We start from the raw sequence: 25,144 nt of genomic DNA, 5'->3' as shown, positions 1-25,144 counted from the left end.
GGCGCTCAGCCGAGATCGCCGCCGCCGACCGGCAATACCGTGCCGGTGATATAGGAAGCCTCGTCGGAGGCCAGGAAGAGGATCGCGCCAACCTGCTCATCGAGGTTGCCGTAGCGTTTCATCAGGCTGCTGTCGAGGGTCTGGTCGACGATCTGCTGGTACCAGACTTTCTCGTCGCCGCTCTGTTCGGCACTGTTACGCGGCACCCGACGTGGCGGTGCTTCGGTGCCACCGGGGGCCGTAGCGTTGACCCGCACACCGCGGCCAGCGGTTTCAAAGGCCAGGCAAGCGGTCAGTGCGTTCACCCCGCCTTTGGCGGCGCCGTACGGCACACGGTTGACGCTGCGCGTGGCGATCGAGGAAACGTTGACGATGGCGCCATGGCCCTGCTCGAGCATGTAGGGCAAGGCGGCATGACAGCACCACAAGGTCGGGAACAACGAGCGACGCACTTCGGCTTCGATCTGCGCGGCTTCATAGTGCTCGAACGGCTTGGCCCAGATGGTGCCGCCAACGTTGTTGACCAGCACATCGAGGCGACCGAAGCGCTCCACCGCAGCGGCCATGACCCGGTTGCAGTCGTCGTACTGCTCCAGGTCTGCGGTCAGGGTCAGTACGCCCTCGCCTTGCAGTTCGTGGACCAGTTCCGAGCGATCCACGGCCACCAGGGTCGCGCCCTCTTCAAGCAAGCGCTCGCACAGACGGCGGCCGATGCCCTGCGCCGCGCCGGTAACCAGCGCGACCTTGTTGTCGAATCTGTTGTTCATGACAACCTCGAGTAAAAAGGGACCGAACGTACCCGCACGATGCGCCCGGCCCCGTAAACAGGTTCAGGCAGCGGCGGCGGCGAATTTTTCGTAGTAGAAATTCGCCGGGGTGATGCCCTGTTCGCGGATGTACTGGCTGACCGCTTCGACCATCGGTGGCGGGCCGCACAGGTACACATCGACGTCGCCCTCGTTGAGGTGGCGCGGCTCGATGTGCTGGGTGACATAGCCCTTGAGCGGGTGCTGGCTCTCGGGGTTGGCCACGCAGGCGCTGTAGCTGAAGTTGGGGATGCGTGCAGCCAACGCTTGCAGGCGGTCAAGCTCCACCAGATCGAAGTCGTTGGTCACGCCGTAGATCAGGTGCAGCGGATGCTCACTGCCCTCTTCGGCGATTTTCTCCAGCATTGCGGTGAACGGTGCGAGCCCGGTCCCCCCCGCCAGCAACAGCAACGGTCGGCGGATTTCGCGCAGGTAGAAACTGCCCAGCGGCCCGGCCAGGGTCATGTTGTCGCCCGCTTTCGCGAGACCGGTGAGAAAACTGCTCATCAGGCCGCCCGGCACGTTGCGGATCAGGAAGCTGACTTCGCCATCCTTTTGCAGCGAGCTGAAGGAATAGGCGCGGGTCTGTTCGCTGCCGGGCACGCCGAGGTTGACGTACTGCCCGGGCAGGAAGGCCAGGCGGCTCAGGGCATCGCCCTTGATCGACAGCGCAATGGTGCTGTCTGAGAGCTGGCGCACCGCGCTGATGCTGGCCTGGTAGCTGGATTGCTCGGTCTTGCACACCTGGGAGGAAGCCGGAATGCGCACCACGCAATCACTCTCAGCACGCATCTGGCAGGTCAGTACATAACCCTGGGCGGCTTCCTCTTCGCTCAAAGCGTCTTCGATGTATTCCTGGCCGAGGTCGTAACGACCGGCCTCGGCAAAGCACTTGCAGGTACCGCAGGCGCCATCACGGCAATCCAGTGGAATGTTGATGCCCTGGCGGTAGGCGGCATCCGCCACGGTTTCGTCAGCAGCGGCGTCAATGAAACGGGTAACCCCGTCCTCGAAATTCAAGGCGATCTTGTGCATGGCGCACCTCGCAGAAAAGCTGGATTCAGATGTGGTAAACGTCGATGACCTGACGCACGTAGTCGTTCTTGAGCACGACTTTCTTGGCCTTGATCAGCGGCCGGTCGCCGCGCACATCAAGGGTGTAGAAACTGGTGCCGAAGTGACTGTCCACTGTCTTGTAGCGAAAGCTTAAGGTGTGCCAGTTGAAGCGTACCTTGCAGACGCCATCGCCCTGTTCCAGCAGTTCGATGTTGCTGATGTTGTGCGACGTGCGGGTGTCGGGCATGGTCGCACTGGAGCGTTCGGTCTTGATCCGGAACACCCGGTCTTCCAGGCCGCCACGGTTGCCGTACCAGATCAGCGAGATTTCCCGTTGCGGGTCTTCGGTGAGCTGGTCGTTGTCGTCCCAGGCCGGCATCCAGAAGGTGGCGTCGGCGGCGTAGCACTCCAGCCAGTTGTCCCACTGGCTGTCGTCCAGGTAACGCGCTTCTTCGTAGAGGAAGTCGCGCACTTGCTCGAAGGAAATGCTCATTGCACGGCCTCCACGGGGATCAGTTGCTGGTCGTCGGCGAGGGCCTTGAGCATGGTTTCCTGCCAGTACTTGTGTTGCAGCACGAACAGGCCTTCGTCTTCAGTGCGCACACCGCTCATTTGCGGATGCAGGTCGATTTCCTGCGCAGCAGCATCGGCACCGTCGACCCAGTGGGTGGCCCCGCGGGACATGTCGTTCCAGCCACGCCCGCCCTGGTAGCCCATCTGGCACGAGCGGAACTCTTCGAGGTCATCCGGGGTAGCCATGCCACTGACGTTGAAGAAGTCTTCGTACTGACGGATACGCTGGGCCCGGGCCTCGTCGCTCTCGCCTTTCGGCGCGATGCAATAGATGGTGATCTCGGTCTTGTCCACGGCGATTGGCCGGGCGATACGGATCTGCGAGCTGAACTGGTCCATCAGGTAGACGTTGGGGTACAGGCACAGGTTGCGTGAGTTCTCGATCATCCAGTTGGCGCGGGCCTGGCCGAAGTCGGCAGCCAGTTCGTCACGGCGCTCGAACAGCGGACGGTCCTCGGGGTTGGCCCAACGGGTCCAGAGCAACAGGTGGCCCCTGTCGAAGGAGTAGAAGCCGCCGCCGCTCTTGGCCCAGCCGCCAGCACTCATTGTCTTCACTTCACCGCCCGCCTCGCGCTGCTTGCGCTGGTTCTGGGTGGCGGCGTAGTTCCAGTGCACGGCACTGACGTGGTAGCCGTCGGCACCGTTCTCGGCGGTCAGCTTCCAGTTGCCTTCATAGATGTAGGAAGAAGAGCCGCGAAGCACTTCCAGTCCTTCAGGCGACTGATCGACGATCATGTCGATGATCTTCGCCGACTCGCCCAGGTGTTCTACCAGCGGCACTACGTCCGGGTTCAGGCTGCCAAACAAGAAGCCGCGATAGGACTCGAAACGGGCGACCTTGGTCAGGTCATGGGAGCCGTCACAGTTGAAGCTCGCCGGGTAGCCGGCATCGACCGGATCCTTGACCTTGAGCAGCTTGCCGGAGTTGTTGAACGTCCAGCCGTGGAACGGGCAGGTGTAGGACGAGCGGTTACCGCTCTTGTGCCGGCAGAGCATCGCACCGCGGTGGCTGCAGGCATTGAGAAAGGCATTGAGCACCCCCTCCTTGTTGCGCGCGATGAAGATCGGCTGGCGCCCCATGGTGGTGGTGAGGAAGTCGTTCTTTTCAGGAATCTGGCTTTCGTGGGCAAGGTACAGCCAGTTGCCCTCGAAGATGTGTTTCATTTCAAGATCGAACAGACGGGGGTCGGTGAACATCTCGCGCTTGCAGCGAAAGACGCCCTTCTCCTGATCTTCTTCAAGCAGGGAATTAAGGTAATCGAATCCCAGGGACATGGCCGGGGCCTCCGTTGTTATTGTGTTCAGGCCATGTCAGGTTAAGGAGCGAGGGGAACGGCAAATATCCGCTTTGTGCAGACCTTTATCCGTTTTCTGCAAAGTGTCAGGAACGACGCTTGAGGGTGTCGGAGGGCAGTTCGCCGAACAGCGACTTGTAGTTTTCCGAAAAGCGGCCGAGGTGGACGAAACCGTAGTCCATGGCCAGTTCCGTGATGCTGCGCACCGGGCAATTGGCATCGGCCAGGTTGGCGTGGATGCGTTCGAGTTTTTTCTGGCGGATGTACATTTTCGGCGTGGTGCCGGCATTTCGCTCAAACAGCGCATACAGCGAGCGCAGGCTCATGCTGGCCATGCGTGCCAATTGTTCGCTGCTGATATCCAGCTTGAGGTTGCCCTCGATGTAACCGGCGATCCGGTCGAAGGTGACGCCCTGGCTGTTGATGGCCTCACGGCTGACGTTGGTCGGCATCAGGGTCAGCAGCTTGCTGGCGACGATCTGGCTGTAGTGTTCCTGAACCCGCAGCAGTGGTTCGCTGGCTTCGGCTTCATGGCAAACCATGGCCAGCAGCCCGGCAAACCCTTCCAGCGCCAGCAACTGATAGTGGCTGTGGATAAACCGCACGCCCTCGCTGGGGCGTTGCCAGCGTTGTTCGTCGCAGACACTTTCGAGCAGGCGGTTGGGCAGTTTGAGAATGAATTTTTCGCAGTCGGCCGAGTACGCGAGGTCAACCGGTTCGTCCGGGTTGATCAGCAGCAGCTCACCCGGCCCCAGCAAACGCTCGGCACGACCGCGCCGCCACAGGCAATGGCCACGCAGCAGGATTTGCAGGTGAAAGACGTTTTCCAACGCCGGCGACATCACCCGTACTTCGCCGCCGTAGCTGATCCGACACAGATCCAGGCTGGCGAACTTGCGATGGTCGAGGCACGCCTCGGGGTGACCGTGATGCGGCAGACGGATGTGGTGCACGCCCACATGCTGATTGACGTAGGTCGACACGGCATAAGGATCGGCACGATCGAAAACCCGGCTGCGCTCACTGAGCAGGGGACTCTCCATACCAGGACACTCGTTGTAGTTATCCTGGCAGTCTAAGCGAAAGCACGCGTCTTCGACCAATCGCGGGATGGACGGTGTGTTGCCAAACACATCGCTCAATTACCCGCGATGCGCTTTACAACAAGGTCCAGGTATACGTCAGCACCACCCGGTTCTCATCAATATCCGAGCGGTAGTTGGAGCGCGCCATGGCATTGCGCAAGCGCACCCCAAGCCCCTTGAGCACGCCGCTCTGCACCGCATAGCCGATATCCAGATCGCGCTCATGCTCCTTGCCTTCAAAGCCGAGCCCGGTATCGACGTTGTTACCCTTCAGGTAGCGCACCGTTGCCGTCAGCCCCGGCACGCCCATTGCGACGAAGTCGTAGTCGTAGCGCACCTGCCAGGAGCGCTCATCGGCATAGGAGAACTCATAGGTCGGCACTTCGTTACCCAAAGGTGAAATATTCGGAAACACACGGGGAAACGCGTTCTCGCCAAAGATGCCCTGGTAGCCGACGGTAAAGGTATGCCCACCACGCTTGGCCGACAGCAGCGAATAGAAAGCCTGGTTATCGATATCGCCAATACGGCTTTCACCTTGCTCCTTGGCGCTGAAATAACCCAGGTTGGCGCCCAGCACCCAATCGCCCACCGGCTCGCTGTGCTTGAGACCGACAAAGCCCTGTTGATAAATGTCTTCGAGTCGGCCATACCACAGGCTCAAGGTGCTGCGGTTGGCGTTGAAGCTGTAATCGCCACCGGCGAAATTGAAGGCATCGCTGTCGGCCTGGCGCTGCGGCAGGTGGCCGAGCATGGCGATCAATTTTTCATCGCCCGCTTCGTTGCGCAGGCTGGTGGAGCTCAGGTGGCCTGCCTGCAGGGTCAGGCCACTGATCTCGGCCGAAGAAATGCTGGCTCCCTGATAAGTCGGCGGCAGCAAGCGCGAATCGTTGTACTGGAGAATGGGCAGGTTGGTTTGCAGCTCACCGACTTTCACTTCGGTCTTCGAATAACGCAGCTTCAAGGTCGCCCCTGCCCGGCTGTATTCGTCTGCCGCGCGGCCGTCGTCCTGAACCGGTAGCAACCCGGTACCGGTACGGTCCGGGCTGCTGTCGAGCTTGATCCCGAGCAGGCCGATGGCATCGACGCCTACACCAATGATCCCCGGGGTATAGCCCGACTTGACGTTGAGGATGAAGCCCTGCCCCCATTCCTCGGCCTTCGATTGCTGGTTGGCGCCGACGATGCCGGAAAAATCGCGGCTGAAGTAATAGTTGCGCGCTTGCAGCGTGGCGGTGGTGTCCTTGAAGAAATCAGGTTCGGCGGCCTGGGTGGTAAAACTCAGGGCGAGCAAAGACAGCAACCCGGTTGGACGAAGGTTGTTCATGATGGCGTGCTCTTTATTGTTGTTTTGACGTGAGGACTGCGGGGTCCGCATCGCAGGCTGCGCCAGCTCCTACAGGATTTGCGGGAGCTGGTTTAGTGGTTGGCTAGGCCGCTGATGGCAGGGTCGCGGTGCGCTTGGCCGTACTGCGGCAGGCAAACACCATCATCGCCACCGCCGCCACGGCGCCCGGTACGGCAAAGGCCATGAAATTCAGCGCCAGCGGCAGTTGAATCCCCAGCAACAGACCGCCGAGGATCGGGCCAACGATTGCCCCGCTACGCCCAATGCCCGAGGCCCAACCCAGCCCTGTGGAGCGAATCCCCATCGGGTAGAACTGCGCGACGCAGGCATAGGCCAGGATCTGTGTACCGATCGTGGTCGCCCCGGCAATGGCGATCAGCAGGTACAGCACCGGTGTCGGACTTTTGAAGCCCAGCAGGCTGATCGACAGTGCGGCCAGCGCGAAGAACACCACCAGCACGCGGTCTAGCTTGAATCGATCACCAATCCAGCCGCCACCGACCGCGCCAAAAATCGCCCCGAAGTTAAGCACCAGGAGAAAGGCCAGGCTCGATCCCAATCCATAACCGGCATTGCTCATCAGTTTTGGCAGCCAGGAGTTGAGGGCGTAAACCATCAGCAAGCAGCAGAAGAACGCGACCCAGAGCATCAACGTGCTCAGTGCCCGACCTTCACGGAACAGCTGCGGCACAGAACCGCCGGCTTCGACGCCAGTGACCACTTCCAGACGATCGCCTGCCTGTGGCTGGTAACCGGGCTCGACCCGTTGCAGCAATTGGCTGGCCTGTTCGGTATGGCCCTGGCGTACCAGAAAACCCAGCGACTCTGGCAAGAAGCGCAGGATCAACGGCAACAGCAGCAACGGGATGACGGCGACGTAGAACACCGACTGCCAACCAAAGGCCGGCAACAGCACGATACCCAGGCCCGCCGAAAGCATGCCGCCTACCGAATAGCCACTGAACATGATTGCCACCAGCGTGCTGCGCATGCGTTTTGGGGCGTACTCGTTCATCAACGCGACCACGTTGGGCATCACCCCGCCGATGCCCAGCCCCGCTAGGAAACGGCAGATACCGAACTCGGTGGGGTTGCGGGCAAAGCCATTGAGCACGGTAAAGCCACTGAAGAGGATCACGCAGATCATGATGGCTTTCTTGCGCCCGATGCGGTCGGACAGCGGCCCGAACACCAGGGCACCGAACATCATGCCGAACAGGGCGTAGCTGCCCAGGGCGCCAGCCTGCAGCGGGGTCATGCCCCACTCCTGCATCAACGCCGGCAACACTACGCCGTAGATGACCAGATCATAGCCGTCGAAGATGATGATCAGCGCGCACCAGAACAGTACACGCCAGTGAAAGGTATTGAACTTCGCCTGATCGATCAGGCTGTTGATATCGATCGCTCGCATGTGGCGTGTCTCTTTTGTTGTTGTTATCGAAACCCGAAGGCGAACCTGCCGAGCAGTGTTCGCGGTATCAGGTTAGGAGCAGCACAAAAGCGCCAATAGCCGTTTCCTGCGAATCGCTATCCAGTTTGCGCAGGGGCTGACCAGGTGTCAGCGATGGCGTTTGAAGGTAACCGAAGGCAGTTCGCCGAAGCGCTGGCGGTAGCTTTCGGCAAAACGCCCCAGGTGCAGAAAACCGTAGTCCAGGGCAATCTCGGTGACATTACGCACCGTGCTGGACGGGTCCTGAAGCGCCGCATGAATGCGGTCAAGCTTGCGCTGGCGCACATAGCCCTTGGGCGACAACCCGGCATGCCTTTCGAACAGCGAATACAACGAGCGCTCACTGACCCGCGCCACATTCATCAGCTGCACGACACTGATGTCCTGATCCAGGTGAGCGTCGATATAGGCGGCCAGTTGCTCAAACGAGTGCGGCTGTTGCGAAGGCTCCCCGCGCTGAACGTTATTGCCCAGCAAGCTGAGCAGTTTGCTGGCAACGATGCGACCGTAATGCTCCTGTACCTGCAGCAACGAATTCGTCGACTCCGCCTCTTCGCACACCAGGCCAAGCAACCCGATAAATCCTTCCAGCTCGCCGGTGACATGGCGTGCGCTATTGAAACGGATGCCCCCGTCCGGCACCTGCCAGCGCTGCTCCTGGCAAGCCTGTTCCAGCAGGGCGACCGGCAGTTTGAGGATGAATTTTTCGCAGTCGGCCGAGTAGGTCAGGTCTACCGGATCGTCCGGGTTGATCAACAGCAGCTCACCGGGGACGTAGTAATGCTCATTGCCGCGACAGTTCGACTGGCAATGTCCCTTGAGCAATATCTGCAGGTGATACAGGGTGCCCAGTGCGGGCGAGGTAATCCGCGCCTTTCCGCCGTAGCTCAGGCGGCACAGGTCAAGGCTGGCAAACTTGCGGTGGTTGATGCTCGCCTGCAGGTCGCCGGTTCGGGGCAGGCGCAGGCTGTGGCCACCGACATGCTGATTGACGTATTCGGACACGGCATAAGGATCGGCGCGCTGAAACACACGGCTGCGCTCGCTCAACAGGTGGCTGCTCATGGGCTGCCCTCTTTTTGTTCTTGCTGGACGATATCCACAGGGTCTGGTTATCCACAGGGAAGCAGCTTGCGTCACCGGTGGTAGGCAGTCCAATATCTGTTGGGTAGGCAACAATACCCTGGAGGTATCATGGAACTGCGCCATCTGCGTTATTTTCGGGTGCTCGCGCAGACCCTGAACTTCACCCGCGCCGCCGAGCAGCTGCATATCGCCCAACCGCCCCTGAGCCGGCAGATCCGTCAGCTGGAGGAAACCCTCGGCGTCGAGTTGCTGGAGCGCAACCGGCCGCTGCGCCTGACTGAAGCAGGCCGCTACTTTTACGAACAGAGTGCGATGCTGCTCGATCAACTCGAACAGATCGCCGAAGGCGCCAAACGCATCGCCAACAGCGAGCGACAATGGTTGCGCATAGGTTTCGCACCTTCGACGCTCTACGACCTGCTGCCTGAACTGATCCGCCAGTTACGCCGCAATGCCGAACTGGAACTGGGCCTGCAGGAGATGATTACCTTGCAACAGGTCGAAGCCCTGAAAGCCGGACGCATTGATATCGGCTTCGGCCGTATTCATATCAGGGACCCGGCCATCGAACAGCAGGTTCTGCGCGAAGACCCGCTGGTGGTTGCCCTGCCCTGCGGCCACCCGCTGATCGGCCAACCCATTGACCTGGTGCGCCTGGCGTTCGAGCCATTCATCCTCTATCCCGCCACACCTCGACCAAGCTATGCCGACCACATCATGGGCCTGTTCTCCAGCCAGGGCCTGAGTGTGCAAGTTATCCAGTGGACCAATGAACTGCAGACGGCATTGGGACTGGTGGCGGCTGGCCTGGGGATAACCCTGGTGCCGGCGTCGGTGCAGCGCCAGCATCGCGACGATATCGTTTATGCGCCGCTGAGCGAGTCCGCCGCCGTTTCGCCGATCATTCTCAGCCGCCGGGTTGGGGATAACTCTCCACAGGTCCGCCATTGCCTTGACCTGGTGGAGCGCCTGATTTTATCCACAGGGCATATAAAAAGCGCACCTGCGCTACCAGGTTGAGATATCCACAGGCACTCGTACGCACTGGCACCGCCAATAGAAGCCTCGCGGCACCTTGAATCATTGCCCGATGGCAAAGGCTCCGACTAAGCTGGCAGCAGGTTATCAAAGGATTGATTCGATGATGCATCTACCGCTCGCACTGGGCCTGTTACTTGCCGCCGCCGTGGTCGAAGCGGCGCCGCTGCAGGTGCCCACTCCGGCCGAACTCAGGACCCAGCTCGACAGCCTCAAGCCTGGCCAGTTTCTCTGGTACCCGCAGGTCTCGCCGGTGGGACCGGTGACCGTGGTGGTCAGCCTCACCGAGCAACGGGCTTACGTCTATCGCAACGGCATCGCCATTGGCGTCAGTACGGTGAGCAGTGGCAAGCCTGGCCGGGAAACCCCTACCGGGGTGTTCAGCATTCTGCAGAAGAAGGTCGAGCATAAATCCAGCCTCTACAACAGCGCGCCGATGCCCTACATGGAGCGGCTGACGTGGGACGGCATTGCCCTGCATGCCGGCCATCTGCCGGGCTACCCCGCCTCTCATGGTTGCGTGCGCCTGCCAATGGCCTTTGCCAAAAAGCTGTATGAAGTCACCGGTTTCAGTTCCACCACCGTAATCGTTTCCGATACCCACAGTGCACCGGTGGAGGTCAACCACCCTGGCGTGCTGGCGCCTACGGTCAGCGAGGGCAAAGCCCAGGGTCCACTGGTACTCAACAACCAGCAGTTCTGGAACGATCCGGACCCGACATCGGGGCCGCTGTCGATCCTGATCAGTCGCGCCGATCTACGCGCCTACGTGTTTCGCGGTGGCCAACTGATTGGCTCGGCGCCGGCATTGTCACTTGAAAGCAGTCGGCATCGCAGTGGCATGGCGGTGTATTCCCTGCTGCAAAAACCTTCCGCCATGGCACTCGACGCCGCGCAGCCATTGCGCTGGTCGGTGGTGGGTGTGAGCAATCCGGAGTATGGCGATACGCCCTATGAGCAATTGGGCAAATTGAACATGAGCGCGGAATTCCGCAGTCATTTACGCGCGGCAATGGACGTCGGCACGATGCTGGTGATCACCGATTGGGCTTCCACCCGGGATACCCGCAGCAATGGAAAATTCACTGTGATCAGCACCGAAGACAGCGAAGAAACCAAACCATTGGTCAAGAAATGATCGGCAATCCTGTAGAAATCAAGCAAAGTAGCGGGCTTTGGCTCTGAACAAGCCGATTTTTCGCTTAGAAAACGTGCCATAACAACGCATAGCAAAACCGACCATTAGGACTTAGCACCTGTTGACGATTTAGCGAGCTGGCGCCCTGCTAGGCAAAGCAGCAGTAGGCGCACAGCGCAGTTTGCAAGGGACGAATGCCGCCCGGTTTAACGCCGTACGGCTGACACACCCTCGATCGCAGACAGGTTTTTTACAGGATACTCCATGTCGATGTTCGAACCCTTGCGGGGAGCCCTCCGGCTCTCAGCGGCCAGTATTGGCCTGTTTTTCCTGAGTGCCTGGCACACTGCCTACGCCCAGCCCCTGCCTACCGCTGCCCAACTGCAGCAATTGGCGCCAAGCGCCAGCCTCTCGACCCTGACCCTGGCACTCACCGCCTACGAGTGCGCCAGTGACAGCGATGAGGACAAGCTGCTGACAGTAATCGACTACTCCAAGGCCTCGCGCGACAAACGCCTGTGGGTGTTCGACTTGCGCGCACGGAAGCTGTTGTTCGAGGAATGGGTTGCCCACGGCAAGAACAGTGGTGCCGATGTACCGACCGCATTTTCCAACACGCCGAACAGCTACCAGTCTTCGATCGGTATGTATGAAACCGGCCAGACCTACAACGGCAAGCACGGCCGTTCGCTGCGCTTGCAGGGGCTGGAGCCGGGGTTCAACGACAACAGCATGTCGCGTGCGATTGTCATGCATGCCGCCGCCTACGCCGATCCCAAGGTCGTTCCCGGCCTCGGCCGCCTGGGCCGCAGCCAGGGCTGCCCTGCCGTGAGGCCGGCCATTGCCGGCAAGCTTATCGATACGCTGCAACGCGGCAGCTATGTCTTCGCCTACTACCCGCAACAGGACTGGCTGAAAAAATCGCGCTACCTCAGCGCCCAGAGCTGCCCGCTGGCCCATCAGTCGCTGGCCAGCAAGTAACTTGCTGGACCGGCAGAACCACAAAAACCCCCGATAAACGGGGTTTTTTGTGGTTAGGCATTGCAGCCTTAGTCCTCGAACTCGCTGAAGTCTGCCTTGCGGATCATTGAATTGATGCCCTTGGTTCTATCGACCACCTGAGAGACCTGAAAGTCAGTTGCGGCACTCAGGTAGGCGAACGCAACCGCTTCATCGATGCCATATTTCGCCTTGAGGAAGCGGATCGCTTCACGCGTGGACTTCTTCATTGCCTCATCCAGATCCTCATCCAGCCCAAGGGTGATCCAGAAGTCATCTGTTTCGCCCATCGGCTGGGAAATCGATTTGCCAGGAATCTGCTTGGCGCCGCTTTTCAGCAGTGTGAGGCGAAAGGTTGCCCGCGCCGATCCTTCCAGCGCAGTCAACGCCACCTCGCCATCCCCTTGAACAAAGTGGCTATCACCGGTGTAAAACAGGGCACCGGGAACCATTACCGGGTAGTAGGCTGTGGCGCCCGCTCCCAGATCATTCACGTCCAGATTGCCGCCATAATGGGCCGGGGGAACAGAATGTACGGGCTGGTCGGTGTTAGCCGCGACGCCCATGATGCCCATGAAGGGGTGCAGCGGAAATCGTATCTTCTTGCCCGCGCCACCATCCAGGGTACCGACATACCCCGCCTCGCCCTGCTCGATGGGTGTAAAGATCGATAGGTTGCCGTAGCGCTCCGGGTGCTCGGCGCTCGCATTGGCCTGGGCTGGGGTTTTGGGATATTCGCCCGGAAGCGCACCAAAGCCGTGTCGACTTGAAATAACGCCATAAGGAACCCGTGGCTCAACTGCCAGGATTTCAACCTTGAGCACATCGCCCGGTTGCGCCCCTTCCACGGCAACTGGACCCGTAACCACGTGGGGACCATCCTTGGCGAAATCATGGGCACGATCGGAGGCTGTCAAGGCAATGGCTTCCTTCAACACCTGCCCTGGCTTGACACCGTGCGCCCCGAAATAAGCGACCGGATCCCGCCCCTGATCTTCCATGAGGCCTTCATGGGACAATGTGTCAAAGGTCACCACGCTTCCGGAGGGGATGCTCAAAACCGGCTTCGCGGTGCGATTTGGCAAGTATCCCCAACTGACATTCTCCAGCGAGGAAGGTACATAGTAATTCCCCGCATATTGACCTTGTTCCAACTTGGTCGGTATTGCAGAGAGCTGTTCCAGAATGGCAAACGGTGGCTGTGTGTCTGCCTGAACAACTTCGGCCAGCGGGAGAAAGGCAAATGGAAGAAAGCAGGAAATGAAACGGCGATTGGCAAGCATGAATCGTCCTCGTTGATTTAGCTCAGCGAAGCCACCGCAAAATCCACGCCAACGTACAAAATGGCTGTTTACAGGCTCGGCACCGCAGGAATGAAGCAGAAACTGCCTCTAAACGGTGCAATAGCTTTCCTCAAATGCAGGGGCTCCTCCCGGCCAGGCACTTGCAGGCACGACTAAGTGGAATCGGCACGTTGATCTGTATGCCGAACACAAAAAGGGAGCCAAAAAGAGGCTCCCTTGTAGTTGCGACGGTTATGTGGATTTAGGGAATTAAACCTGTCGCACGGGAATTAAAGCTGTCGCAGGTAATCCTGTTCGGGACCAATCCGGGCTGGCGGGGTGCAGTGATGCACCCTGCTTGGAATTACGCCTCAGAATCTAATTGACACGCGTGTCACCCTGTATAGGCTTGTAGTCGAGGACTGCAACTGCGCATCCGTCGGGACTGGGTACCAGCAAGGTCCCCCGCAACTTCGGCAGCAGAGAATGCTGGTTTCTCTGAAGTAGTGACGACGGGCATAGCCGGTCGGATTCTGAACCCAAGGTCGCAAGGCTGGGAGTTAAAGGATCGCTGCGACTACTCCTCGAACCTTCCGAAAAGGCACCTTTGGGTGCCTTTTTTACACCTGATATCTGGCGTTGGTTGCCCAATCGCAACCCTTGAACGAAGACGCGGGATCAGTCGCTGAGGGGCCAACCCATCCATGCTGTTGCGTATCCAACCTAATGAATCTCTGCGCTCATATGTTGACCGCAATTTGCTCGTGAATTTTATGGATTGGAGGGTAGACAGATTACGCTGGCTTTCTGAAGGGGAGATTACTCACCAAGCAGTTAAGGTGATCGCCTCAACGATGGGGTGGGAAGGTTGCTATGGCTTCAACCGCTTGCTGCACGAACACACCCAATTGCCCCTTCAGTTTGTTATCAGGGATACCCGAGATGTCACCTATTCTCGAACGGCGTATCTCAAACCCCGAATGGCGATTATTAATTCCGACTTGCACGCCTACTGCCCGGAATGCGTCAGACAGGACGTGCAAAATTTGGGTTTTTCCTACTGGCGACGAAATTTCCCTGATCATGTGAGCGTGTGTGCCACGCACAACGTGGTGCTGCTGTCCACTTGCCCATACTGCGACCAACCTTTCTCATCGAAAGGCCACAATCTCGATGTGATGTGGAGAAAGTGTTCTGGGCGACACCTCGGTAGCGCAGAGAGCGTTATCAACTTGGATGAAGATGCTCTCAAACGTGCTCGCTTCGTTGAAGCTCTATGCGCTTTTCAATTCTCTATTTCAATCCATTCTGCAGCGGCCATTCTGTCCGATAAGTTGCGCAGCCTAAAAAAATCGGCGAAGCGGATGAAATCTGAACAAACATCCATGATTGAGCTTATAGATCGGATTTCAAGGAATTTTGAAGTAAAAAGCTTCGAGACTTTTTTGATAAATTTGGAATGTCACCCTGAAGAAATTCTGCAGATTATAATTTATTCCTATGAAGCTTTCGATGAGTTTGTTGTTGATTTACGGGACTATGATAAAGAGTTAATTCCTATTGAGTCTCTATGGCGTAATTATGGTAATGGTAGGTATGCGACCACTTGCCGGGAATAGATTACTGAGCGTCGCTGCAATTGCATATTAAGTCTTGGCCGATTGGATAATGCGTTCTAATAGCTTTCGTGCTTCTGGGTAGCGATTTCTTTTCTCTAGGCACCTATGCAGTGTCGGCACCAACGCGAAAATATGACTAGCTCGAACAGGAAAATTCGTACCCGAAGCTTTCGATTTTTGAATGCTTAATTCAATTGATTCGCATAGCTGCCGGTCGCGTGCACTCCAATCAATTTTTTGATAGTTGCCTACGCGGCCACTTGGCATCCGCTTTGTTTGAGCCATCAACCAATCATTATCGTTCCGGTATAGCCATTGATAGATCTTGGGGAGCATTAATCTCAGGATTTTCGGACTTGCGTCTGGATTCATGCCGATGCCGCTAACCCACTTCGTACGGTGATCGTGTAGCAATAGCTCCCTGCGCTGAGTTTTCCAAGCAGCCATCAGGTGAGGATCAGAGCTCAGGATCCTGTTTATCGTAGAAACCGAGATACCATATCGTTCCTCTATGGAATTTTTCTCCACTCCTTTGCGCAAGCAACCCAAGATCTGCTCCCGAAACTGGGGTTTCAGTTTTTTAGGCTTCAGTTTTTTGAAGACCCTGTCGCTGATTTCCTGACCTTTAAATCCGTGTGCTGGTTTATCGTCTACTGCTCGTCTTCCGTGGTCTGGAGAATGTAGTGGGATCTCCTGATCACCTAGAGACTGGAACCTGTGTAACGCACCCAAAAACTGCGCAAACTCGCCGAAGATACAGGTGATCAGAATCAAATGTTTGAGCGGATGGGAGTTAACGCGCGGTGTGCGGGTCAGACTCTGTATAAAATTTCCAGCTTTCCGTGGAGTCGTCGGAAGCGAGGCCAGTGGAAGATACGGTTGCAGTTGTAAAGCGAACGAAGCTAGGTCTGCTTCGACATCAATGCATCCTTCTGTGTTTACGGAGAGACGACGAATAGCTTCGTTATAAGCAGCCGTGACATCTTCAGGACGAAACTGCACAGAGACGCCTAGCTTGGCTAACTCAATCACCGAGTGTCCTAAGCGCTTGAGAATTTGCTCCACTGTCGGACATATGGGTTGCTCTGCAACGCTCGCTATTATGTCTTCGGTGGGTAGCACCCATAGCGCTGAGTCCGACCATTGCCGGTTGGCTGAGCAAATCCCAATTAGAGTTCCGTGTTTAGGGCATATCGTGACGCCTGGATACTGATGGGACAGGTGCCAGTAGGCGACCCCATACTTGATACGGTCTTCCTTTAAACATTCGAGGCATGCTTTCAGTGGATGCTCTGCGCCAAAGCGACCGGTCACCAGACCCAGTCGAAATTTTAAGGTGCCTAAAGAATTGTTTGAAACCGTATCAAAGATGTCTTCAATTCTTTCCTTAGATTGAAAATGAAAAAACAACGGCAATATCGTATGTTCTGTAATGATGTTAAATGGGCTGCCCCATACCTCTTTGGCTTTTTGCGGCAAAGAGTTCAGTCTGCTTGGGAAGTCATGCTGCATACGACTTGATCCCTCACCAAATAACCATGCAGTAGTGATAGCCGTAGTAACTTGGCACATGAAGCGGTGCTGACGACAACAAATGCTGAAAAAGGTTTCATCTGGCAGCCATCGAACGATAGGGACCGATGCATTTGCAGAATCAGCCATTTCCGTCACCAAACGCTTGCCGTTTTCAATATTTTATTTGGTTAGGGCTAATCCCTTAAATTATCAGTCGAGATAAGGGAGTGATGATATATAGCCTTTGATGGGTATGATGCGCACGGTTGCTCTTGATAATGACACGAGCTGGACAATTTTGAAGCCAGTTCCGACCAGAGAGGGGTGACTTTTCAGTTGTCACCCAGTTAACCACGGCGGTAACATATCCTGCTGAGCTAAGCGCTTTAAAATGTGCACACAGAGCCGTGTGTATCCAGCGCCACCCATTGCAGATGCCTGACTAACTGCGTACTAGATTCTTAACACGTATTAATAATAAGGAAGTATTGAATGAAATCTGACTAGTTGAATAACGCTAGAAATCAGATAGACAAAGGCCCAAGTGCGACCTTGGGCCTCTGTGGATAAGTCAGAATTTAGCGACCTGACCTTTCCATTGTCTATTCCGAACATGCGGGACGTCAAGTCCTGCAGGACTTCGTTCATCCACAAGAAGGTGAGCGTTATCCACAACCCGGCACTCTTGGGCCTGCCCGGGAAGCAAGGGCTACAGGGGCATCCAGCAAATTATCCCCAGGCTGGATGACAATCTTGGGTCCGTAGACATTGGACTGTATTGATGACTTTGCAGGAGAGATTTGCCCTCATCAGGAGCCGACAAGCTCACTTCGCGTGGGGCGATATCTACACGCCATCGGTTTTAGCGGTTCCACGAGAAGCCCCTAAGGGCTCTCGTATCAGCAGAATGAATAGCCGGAAGCTCGGCCGTGCGATTCACTCGCTGTCCACTCCAGAAGCGGTGTTCACCCAGCTCGCGCTCTTCCATCCTCAACTGCTCGACATTCACGAGCAGAAGATGCTGTGGCCATATCACGCCCCGCATCCTTTGCACGGGCATCCACTCACCAAAGGACATTTTCCTCATCCTGTCACTGGGACGATGGAAATCGCCAAGCAAATTGGCTTCAAGCATCACCAAGTGGTGATTACCACTAATGCTGGTAGCCGACAGAGAATGCCCTTTCCCTATCAGGGGGACCTTTTACTGTATTTGATGGGTTCAGATGGGAGACCCTACGCGGTCAATTGGACAGTGAAGGATCAAGCTCACGCCTTCCGCGAGAGGCGCTACTCAGCAGCCAAGACCCCTAACCAGCAAAAAAAGGACCGTGATCACGCTGAGCTGCGCACAGCCCTAGAGCAACTGCATTATGCAAGCGGCGGTATCAGGACCGTTCAAATGTCTTTGGATCGTCTGGACCCGATCGTCGTGGGCAATCTCGATCTGCTTTTTCCGATGCATGGCTTGCCGCTGACCCTCGAACCCGAGCTGCTCGGGGAGTTTAGCGCAGAGATTGAGGACGCTGTGGATGCTGGAGCCTTGATCCACCCCATCATTTACCGGTATGCAGCCCGATGGGGTAAACGTGACCAGTTTATTGCGAGGATCTACCAAGACATCTGGGATAGAAAGCTGCCAGTAAATTTCTTCAAGCCGATTCTGATCGACCATCCTCTCGATACCGATGGTGGTGATCTGCTTGCAGCCTACGGCAAATTTTTCTTGGAGATTGAGCTGTGATCACGGGCGCTAGGTTATTTGCCCCAGAAGGTTATCGGAGCCTTGTCAAAGGTCACTATTACCATTTCCTGAACAGTGATGCGGTCCACAACCGGGTGCGCTTGGTGGAGTTCAGCGATCTAGGGAAAGACGTGCGCACCACCTTGATCACCCTCACAAGGTTCGAGTTCGAAGAAGCGCTCGAAGCGGGTGCGCTGCTGGCTTCAGGGGAGACGGACAAATTCCCGCCATGGCTTGAACCGATTAAGGGGATTGCAATTTCAGAGCGTGAAACAAAGCGGGTTTCTGCCAAGGAAACCTACGACCAAAAGGTCAACCGCCGTTTTCTGGCTATCTCAGACCTGATGGTTCGTCTCCAGGAGGTTCTAGCCAGTGACGATCCGGACGCTGTAATCAACGCTCACGCCAAAAGCCAGTCGCCTCAGCAAAATGCAGCTCGCTTGAGGTTGTGGTTCTACACCTACATTACTTTTGGACAAAACAAGTGGGCTCTCATGCCTCCCCTGCACCGCATCGGTAGGTGGGACAGGGAGGGGCCGGGGAAATTGCGCAGGCTGGGTCGGCCATCACCCAATGGCAAAGAGTGGGGTTACCGGGCCGATAGCGCCATGAGGGACAGAATCCTTGCTGCGTATCTTAGATTCCGTTCCGCTGACAAAACTCATAGCCAAGTTTACCGAAAAATTCTTACAGAGGAATTTGGTTGCGTTTCCGTTGAACGAAATGGCGCAACATTTTTCGTCAATCGTAAAGGGCACCCATTTCCAACCTTTGATCAAGTGCGGTATTGCATCGATAAACAAGTTAGTGCTAAAGAAAAATCTATTGGCGTAAAAGGTAAACAAAAGACCCGCGACCAGAGCGGCAGTTTGGGAAGTTTCTCAGAAAGATTGACGAATCTAAATCAAAGTGTCGAGTTTGATGGTTACTACGTAGTTGAGAAACTTTCCGGCCTGACAGAGGGTAGCCCCGTTGATGGATTTTGCGTCGTTCGTGCCGTGTGTGGATTGTCCGGAATGGTGGTTGGTATTGGATTTGCCGAGGGTAAAGAAACCAAAGAAGCTTATCGGATGTGTCTGTTTTCCATGGCTGTAGACAAAGTATGGTTTTGTGGGCTTTTCGGGGTAACCATCAAACCGGAGTGGTGGCCCTGCGAAGGCTTGGCAGGTGGGCTGGTATTTGATCGAGGTCCTGCAGCAGCCCTGGACACGGAGCCTGAGATCCATTGGCTAGGCACCCTTGAAAATACGCCGGTTTTCTCTGGCCAGTCTAAAGCTACGGTTGAGTCATCGCACCCGCGAGCAAAATCCGACCTCGATCAACCCACCTATGTCCATAGCAGACTGAATTTTGTCCAAATGGCTCGTAGGGAGATTCACCAAGTCCTGAAAGACAACCGGTCGTCTGACGCAAGTGGCCGCATGGAAACCGAAATGTATTGGTGCGGAATAAAGCCCACCCCGCTAGGTATCTGGAATTACTGGGACAGCCGCTTCCGTAATTCTGCAATCGGGATGCAGCAAGAGGTCGCCATAAAGAGCTTCCTGTCTGTGCACCCGGCCGTTGTACGTCAAGACGCAGTCTATTTGTACGGGCGCAAGTATAGGTCGGTTGATTTGATTAACACCGGGATATTTGATCGAGTTGCTAGAAGCGGTGTCATTGAAGTTGACGTATACGTACTGACTATGTGTGTTCGGCATATATGGATTGAGGTAGGAGGCACTCTTTTCGAACTGGACTTTGTATCAACGCAAAGGACCGTTGAGGGTGATCGTGACATATCATTGCGTGATCTGCAGTCACTAGATGCCTTAAGGCGAAAATCTCAAACTGCGCTTCGTAATGAGATACCGGCAATTCATCAATTTCACGATGATAGATTCAAAGAAGATACCGGTGAAGAGTGTAAGGGTGGCGTGAGACGAATTGGTCGGCCACCTAAATCGGCATCGGCGCAGCGAGATGCAGATGATTATGATCGATTCCGAGGTAAAGCCAAATGAATGAGGCCATTGCGAGCTGGTTCGACGGCTGCCAAACGGCTGATCAGGTCCGCCAGATCATCACGCGTCGCCCTGAGCCATTGGAAAGTCTGTACGAAATCGAACCCAGGTTGGCGGCAGAGGTGCTGTCTCAAGCCTTGCGTGAGTCTTTCATTCCCAACGCATTCACGATTGAGTTCATCCAGGAGATGGTGGGGCGCGCAGCGCTGCATGCGCGAGCATTGTTCTCTTGTGAGAGCGAGTACGCTCGAGGGCTCTATGAAGCACCTGCAGTGGATGCTGTGCCGGTGTGTTTTACAGGACTTGCTGGGGTTGGGAAGAGCCAGACGATTGCTGCGCTGCGCAAGGTTTTGCCGGGCCCCGTGGATCTGTCCTGCGATCACTTCCAGGGTGATCTACCGTTGCGGTCGCATTGGTACGCAAGCGCCCGTGGTACCACCAATGCTAAGGCCCTTCTTCGAGAGTTCGTTGAGGTGCCTCTGTCACGACTGACCGTTGCTGAGCTGCTGATTGAATGCCGACGTAGGGCGAATCGTGATGGGGTGTCGTTAGTCATCCTGGATGAAATGCAGTACATCCAAAAGGGGCTTGGTGCAGCGAAGGTTACAGATATCCTCTTGAGCATGGCTGGTATCGGTCCGCCAATGGTCTACGTATGCAACTACAGCTTGGGCCATAAGCTGTTTGAGAGGAACAGTGAGGATCAACAGCGCTTGCTGACCGACCCAAGAATCATGCTGCCCGATGAGCCTGGTAGTTCCGACTGGAAAGCTTTCATCGATGAATGTGTTCGTGTGGGCAATGGCGCGATTTGCCGTAATCAGGGTGATTTGGCACGGGAAATTTACCGTTACACCTTCGGTATCAAGCGTCTGGCGGTGGAGTTGTTGAAGCAGGCGTACATTGAGTGCCGCAGTGCAGGCCGTCATGCAGCGTCCCTTCAAGATATCGGCCAGGCTTATCGCTCAGCGGCGTACACGTCCAGTGCCAAACAAGTCGAACACCTTCAAAAATTGGCTCTGGGTGGCCGGGTGTCCAAACAGCATCTAGACCTGCGTTGTCCGTTTGATCTGCCAACCGCGTTCACGTCCAACGTCGTGAAGTTTGCGCGAGCTGAACGGCAGGAGCGAGTCACCCAGAAGGTTTTCAACTCATCGCTCACTGCATCAGAACGATCTGTAAAAAAGCAACTTGATGCCTTAGCGAATGCTCTGCAGAAGCCGAATGCCCGCCCGCGGCGGCCTTCGGTTGAGGAGCTCTCTGAGGAGGATCAGGCCAAAGCTTTCTATGCTTGGATGGAGGACGATAAGGACCCCAAACCTAGGTGATGGTGTAGCGAAGATTTCCGTCCCTGGCCCAATGATTGCGTGCCTGTAAACCTATTTTTTTCACTGTTAACTAGGGTGGTTTACAGTGGAAAAAACAGGTTTACATCGCTGAGTTAGCAATTAAGAACGCCTGCAGCATTGGGTGGAATCCAGAGACGGTTAAGAGAAAGAATTCTTTCCCTTATTCCCGTGCCCTTCGTGCGTTGGCTGAATAGAGAGGTTTTTGCCGATGCTGATTGGCGACATGAGTCGAAAGGCTTACGTCGGTTCAACGTTGCATTGGCGGAAGCGGGCCCACGAACATCACCTTCAGTCGATCACGACCAATGACTCGTGCCAGCTCCGCGATCACGCAATACATGAAAATCAATGTAACCAGCAGAATCTGTATTGCCCAAAAACGCGGCCAGTTCATCGACGACCACAGCAGCGAATTCGCATCAATGAGGCTGGGTGCCTCTTTCCAGTACTCGTACAGCCGCTCCAGGTAATGCACAACCAGCGCGACCACCGCATACATGAGCGTCTTCCAAGTGACATTCCAGATCAGGGGTTTGTCGGGAAAGCGGTTGATGAAGGGCAGCATATCCGCGACCAACACCGATTTGCCGAGGATCATGGAGGCAATCAGCACCGAGGCCGAGACGGGTAGATCAACTCCCGACCCCTTGATCATCAGCCCTCGAATAAGGGCGACAATGTGCAAAATGATAAAAAAGAAGATGGTCGGCGGAAGGACTTTCATAAATTCATGTTTGATTTTATGTATCAGCGTGCTCATATTTTTGACCTTCAAATTAGAGTTCGCACGGTTTCACTAGGACAAGCTTCGTCTAAGTACCCCAGGGTTGCTGCATTGAGTGAATAAAAAAGCGGCAAGCCACCGGCCCAGTGCCAATGGCTTGCCGTGATGCAATCAAGCATCAGTAGGAGCGTTACGGTGTGACAATATTGAACCAGAGGTCGAAGTTGTCCATGTAGCTCATCAACTCATCAAGCTTGCCCTCGTTGCCGTTGATCTTCACGTCGCCTTTGCTGACAGCATCCTTCAGCGTAGTCTGCTTGAGCATAATGTTGTTCAAGGTGTCACGGGTTAGCGTGATGGTTGCGTCGGCGTCCTTCGCTTGCACGCCCTCGGTGTGGTTGAGTACACCGTTGACCATCTCCAGCGTGTACTTCTGCTTGAGGTCAGTGAAGTCCAGGTTCAGGGTGATGTGCTTGTCGCCCACCTCAGGCCCTTTCAGTCGCATGGCCAGGAAGTCGAAGAACAGGTCCAGGTCCATCGCCTTGACGGTGTCGGGGCTGGCGGTGTCCGGTGTAGGCAGCTTCTGCACGCCATTGCGCAGCTCTTGCGCACCGGTCAGGTAGAAGTTGCGCCACGGGCCGCTCTCGGCCTGGTAGCCCAGTTGCTCCAGCGTGTCGGCTTGCAGGTTCTTCGCCGCCTGGTTGTTCGGATCGGCGAACACCACATGGTTGACCACCTCGGCTACCCAGCGGTAATCACCCTTGTCGTAGTACTCCTTGGCTTTTTTCAGCACGGCGTCGGCGCCGCCCATCATGTCGACGTAACGCTTGGCCTGTTCATCCGGCGGCAGCTCCCACAAAGTGGCCGGGTTGCCGATATACCAACCCAAATGCAGCACGTAAGTGGCCTTGACGTTGTGGTTCAGCGAGCCGTAGTAACCACGGTTGGAGAAACGGTCGGCAATCGACTTGGGCAGTTTCACCTGCTCGGCGATTTCGGTCATGGTGTACCCCTTGTTGGCCAGACGCAGGGTTTCATCGTTGATGTAGCGGTACATGTCGCGCTGTGACGACAGCTGATCCTTGACTTCCTTGTTGCCCCAGACCGGCCAGTGGTGCTGGGCATACATGACCTGGACTTCATTGCCCCACATCTTCAGGGACTCATTGAGGTACTTGGACCAAGGCAGTGGCTCGCGAATCTTCGCACCACGCAGCGAGTAGGTATTGTGCAGCGTATGGGTGGAGTCCTCTGCCGCGTTGAGGGCCTTCTTCTCCTTGATGTAGATGAGCATTTCGGCCGGCGCCTCGCTACCCGGCGCGTAGAGGAACTCGTAGGTCAGTCCGTCGATTACGTGTGTTTCGCCGGTCTTTTCGATGAGGTCAGTCGGCGGAATCAGGGTCACGGTACCGGTAGACGTGGTCGTACCCAGACCGGCGCCCAGTTGTCCGGTTTCGTTTGGTGGTAGAAGGTTGCCGTACATGTAGCTGGCGCGGCGGCTCATTGCGGTGCCGGCCATGACGTTCTCAGCCACTGCATGCTCCAAGAAGCCGTTTGGCGCGTAGATCTTGACCTTGCCAGCCTTGACGTCCTTTTCGTCCACCACACCGCGTACACCACCGTAGTGGTCGATATGGCTGTGGGTGTAGATCACTGCGACTACCGGTTTTTTCGGCCGATGCTTGAAGTACAAGTCGAGTGCCGCCTTGGCGGTCTCTGTGGATATCAGTGGGTCGATGATGGTGAGGCCGCTCTTGCCCTCGATTATGGTCACGTTCGACAGGTCGTAGTTACGCACCTGGTAGATACCATCGGTGACTTCGAACAGGCCAGAGATGTTGATCAGTTGCGACTGGCGCCACAAGCTGGGGTTGGTAGTGGCCGGTGCGGTTTCACCTTCCTTGATGAAACCGTACTTGTTCGGGTCCCAGATCATGTTGCCGTTCGGGCCTTTGACCGGCTCGGACGGCAGCGGGGCGATGAAGCCTTTGTGCGCCAGTTCGAACGAAGTCTTGTCGTTGAACGGCAGCTCTTTGAGCAGCGCATCGTTGGCCGCTTTGGTGGCCTCGGTGGCGGGTTTTGGCGATTCAGCAGCCCAGGCATGGGTGCTCACGGCAATGGCTGCGGCGAGCAGGACCGACGTGCTGAGCTTCCAAATTCCCGCTGATGCACCATCAGCTTTGAGGGACGAGGTTTGAGCAATCGCTTTCATTTCAAACTCCTTCTTGATCAATTTGCTGTACCCATCGGGGTAACTTCCAGCGTTATGCATTCCAACGTGCTATTCATCCTGAAGTAGATATTGGCGGCCTGCGACGGCCAGCAATAGATATCTACTTCTTAAGCATCTCAAAAGACTTCGCCATGTCGCGTGCCCAGCCATCGAGTACAGCTTTGGCATCGTTGGCTGTCATGACTTGGGAGGAGTTGTCCAACTCGGCGCCTGCGCCTTTTCGTACCACTTGGGCGACCACTTCGTTATTGCTGCCATCTATGAAAGCCGCTTCGGTGGCGAGGCTGGTGTCCTGATCGCGGATACCGGTTGCATAGCTGACACCGGCGGCTACCAGGGCAATTGGGATCACTTCATAAGGTTGCAGGCCTTTGGTTTTGGCGCTTACCGCAGTGATTGCCGGACGTACTACCAGCACTTTTGGGCCGGGGCCGCTGGCAAGCGGCAACTCTTTGGCAAACTGTGTTTGAAGCACTTGATCGTAGTAAGTGGTGATGCCGTTTAATGTTTTTTGCGGCACCTTCTCGGTTGGTTGTGGTTTTGGATAGAGCTGGCTTGGTTCAACATAGATGCTGGTGAACTGGTTTGCGTTCACCCCCGGCTTGATCCAGCGCATCACCGCCCCACCAGTGGGCGACTTCTCTTCCTTGAGCGCTTGATAATTTTTGAGGAAGCCCGAGTATTCCTCGGGCGCTACGTATTTGCTGGTGCACCCCGTAATCCCTACAGTGGCCAGGCACAATACGACCGCTAGCGGCTTCAACTTCATGGTGGAACTCCTTGTGGTCAATTCA

At 56.1% G+C, this 25,144-nt stretch carries 20 protein-coding genes; 7 read left to right on the top strand and 13 right to left on the bottom strand.

Annotated elements, in window-relative coordinates; genetic code table 11:
- Window positions 1–5 precede the first annotated feature (5 nt).
- The 8 genes from I5S59_RS03140 to I5S59_RS03105 all read right to left on the bottom strand — a co-directional run bounded on the left by I5S59_RS03140 (window position 6) and on the right by I5S59_RS03105 (window position 8,681).
- Window positions 6–767, bottom strand: a complete 762-nt coding sequence (locus I5S59_RS03140) for a 1,6-dihydroxycyclohexa-2,4-diene-1-carboxylate dehydrogenase (RefSeq protein ID WP_197875356.1) — start codon at window positions 765–767, stop codon at window positions 6–8.
- Window positions 768–830: 63 nt separating this feature from the next.
- Window positions 831–1,841 (bottom strand): benzoate 1,2-dioxygenase electron transfer component BenC, encoded by a 1,011-nt coding sequence (gene benC, locus I5S59_RS03135; protein ID WP_197875355.1) that lies wholly within the window; start codon window positions 1,839–1,841, stop codon window positions 831–833.
- Between the two features lie 25 nt (window positions 1,842–1,866).
- On the bottom strand, window positions 1,867–2,355 hold the full coding sequence (gene benB, locus I5S59_RS03130; RefSeq protein ID WP_197875354.1) for a benzoate 1,2-dioxygenase small subunit: 489 nt from the start codon (window positions 2,353–2,355) through the stop codon (window positions 1,867–1,869).
- Entirely contained in the window at window positions 2,352–3,710 is a 1,359-nt protein-coding gene (gene benA / locus I5S59_RS03125) for a benzoate 1,2-dioxygenase large subunit (RefSeq protein ID WP_197875353.1), read from the bottom strand. Before benA ends, benB begins: the two co-directional genes overlap by 4 nt.
- Before the next feature lie 106 nt (window positions 3,711–3,816).
- Window positions 3,817–4,773 (bottom strand): AraC family transcriptional regulator, encoded by a 957-nt coding sequence (locus tag I5S59_RS03120; protein WP_197875352.1) that lies wholly within the window; start codon window positions 4,771–4,773, stop codon window positions 3,817–3,819.
- 115 nt (window positions 4,774–4,888) lie between these two features.
- Entirely contained in the window at window positions 4,889–6,142 is a 1,254-nt protein-coding gene (locus tag I5S59_RS03115; protein ID WP_197875351.1) for an OprD family porin, read from the bottom strand.
- Window positions 6,143–6,245: 103 nt separating this feature from the next.
- Window positions 6,246–7,577: an aromatic acid/H+ symport family MFS transporter gene (locus I5S59_RS03110; protein ID WP_197875350.1), complete on the bottom strand. Its 1,332-nt coding sequence runs from the start codon at window positions 7,575–7,577 to the stop codon at window positions 6,246–6,248.
- A gap of 147 nt (window positions 7,578–7,724) precedes the next feature.
- Window positions 7,725–8,681, bottom strand: a complete 957-nt coding sequence (locus tag I5S59_RS03105) for an AraC family transcriptional regulator (protein ID WP_197875349.1) — start codon at window positions 8,679–8,681, stop codon at window positions 7,725–7,727.
- A 129-nt stretch (window positions 8,682–8,810) separates the two neighbouring features.
- On the opposite strand from I5S59_RS03105, the gene I5S59_RS03100 reads away from it, so the two are divergent.
- The 3 genes from I5S59_RS03100 to I5S59_RS03090 all read left to right on the top strand — a co-directional run bounded on the left by I5S59_RS03100 (window position 8,811) and on the right by I5S59_RS03090 (window position 11,859).
- Window positions 8,811–9,722: a LysR family transcriptional regulator gene (locus I5S59_RS03100; protein ID WP_197875348.1), complete on the top strand. Its 912-nt coding sequence runs from the start codon at window positions 8,811–8,813 to the stop codon at window positions 9,720–9,722.
- Between the two features lie 121 nt (window positions 9,723–9,843).
- The gene (locus I5S59_RS03095; protein WP_197875347.1) at window positions 9,844–10,878 is read left to right on the top strand and encodes a L,D-transpeptidase; all 1,035 of its coding nucleotides are present in this window, start codon (window positions 9,844–9,846) and stop codon (window positions 10,876–10,878) included.
- Between the two features lie 264 nt (window positions 10,879–11,142).
- Window positions 11,143–11,859 (top strand): murein L,D-transpeptidase catalytic domain family protein, encoded by a 717-nt coding sequence (locus I5S59_RS03090; RefSeq protein WP_197875346.1) that lies wholly within the window; start codon window positions 11,143–11,145, stop codon window positions 11,857–11,859.
- Between the two features lie 68 nt (window positions 11,860–11,927).
- Here I5S59_RS03090 and I5S59_RS03085 read toward each other — a convergent pair whose 3' ends face one another.
- A complete protein-coding gene (locus I5S59_RS03085; protein WP_197875345.1) occupies window positions 11,928–13,160 on the bottom strand; it encodes an acetamidase/formamidase family protein in 1,233 nt (410 codons plus the stop codon).
- Between the two features lie 704 nt (window positions 13,161–13,864).
- On the opposite strand from I5S59_RS03085, the gene I5S59_RS03080 reads away from it, so the two are divergent.
- Window positions 13,865–14,779, top strand: a complete 915-nt coding sequence (locus tag I5S59_RS03080) for a hypothetical protein (protein WP_197875344.1) — start codon at window positions 13,865–13,867, stop codon at window positions 14,777–14,779.
- Between the two features lie 27 nt (window positions 14,780–14,806).
- On the opposite strand, the gene I5S59_RS03075 is transcribed toward I5S59_RS03080, so the two are convergent.
- Entirely contained in the window at window positions 14,807–16,441 is a 1,635-nt protein-coding gene (locus I5S59_RS03075) for a TnsD family Tn7-like transposition protein (protein ID WP_197875343.1), read from the bottom strand.
- Window positions 16,442–17,075: 634 nt separating this feature from the next.
- Here I5S59_RS03075 and I5S59_RS03070 point away from each other — a divergent pair.
- The 3 genes from I5S59_RS03070 (at window position 17,076) to I5S59_RS03060 (ending at window position 21,372) form a co-directional block, all read left to right on the top strand.
- On the top strand, window positions 17,076–18,038 hold the full coding sequence (locus I5S59_RS03070; RefSeq protein WP_232239553.1) for a hypothetical protein: 963 nt from the start codon (window positions 17,076–17,078) through the stop codon (window positions 18,036–18,038).
- 104 nt (window positions 18,039–18,142) lie between these two features.
- Window positions 18,143–20,044: a transposase gene (locus I5S59_RS26410; protein ID WP_232239552.1), complete on the top strand. Its 1,902-nt coding sequence runs from the start codon at window positions 18,143–18,145 to the stop codon at window positions 20,042–20,044.
- Window positions 20,041–21,372 (top strand): transposase, encoded by a 1,332-nt coding sequence (locus tag I5S59_RS03060; RefSeq protein WP_197875342.1) that lies wholly within the window; start codon window positions 20,041–20,043, stop codon window positions 21,370–21,372. The genes I5S59_RS26410 and I5S59_RS03060 overlap by 4 nt, the downstream gene beginning before the upstream one ends.
- A gap of 268 nt (window positions 21,373–21,640) precedes the next feature.
- Here I5S59_RS03060 and I5S59_RS03055 read toward each other — a convergent pair whose 3' ends face one another.
- The 3 genes from I5S59_RS03055 to I5S59_RS03045 form a co-directional block, all read right to left on the bottom strand.
- Window positions 21,641–22,153, bottom strand: coding sequence for a hypothetical protein (locus tag I5S59_RS03055; RefSeq protein WP_197875341.1), 513 nt, complete (start codon window positions 22,151–22,153; stop codon window positions 21,641–21,643).
- A gap of 154 nt (window positions 22,154–22,307) precedes the next feature.
- Window positions 22,308–24,329: an alkyl/aryl-sulfatase gene (locus I5S59_RS03050; RefSeq protein ID WP_128325714.1), complete on the bottom strand. Its 2,022-nt coding sequence runs from the start codon at window positions 24,327–24,329 to the stop codon at window positions 22,308–22,310.
- 121 nt (window positions 24,330–24,450) lie between these two features.
- Window positions 24,451–25,119, bottom strand: coding sequence for a DUF3313 domain-containing protein (locus tag I5S59_RS03045; protein ID WP_197875340.1), 669 nt, complete (start codon window positions 25,117–25,119; stop codon window positions 24,451–24,453).
- Window positions 25,120–25,144 lie beyond the last annotated feature (25 nt).

This window comes from Pseudomonas alkylphenolica, from assembly GCF_016009175.1.
Classification (GTDB): domain Bacteria; phylum Pseudomonadota; class Gammaproteobacteria; order Pseudomonadales; family Pseudomonadaceae; genus Aquipseudomonas; species Aquipseudomonas alkylphenolica_B.
This window is presented reverse-complemented; position numbering and strand designations above follow the sequence as displayed.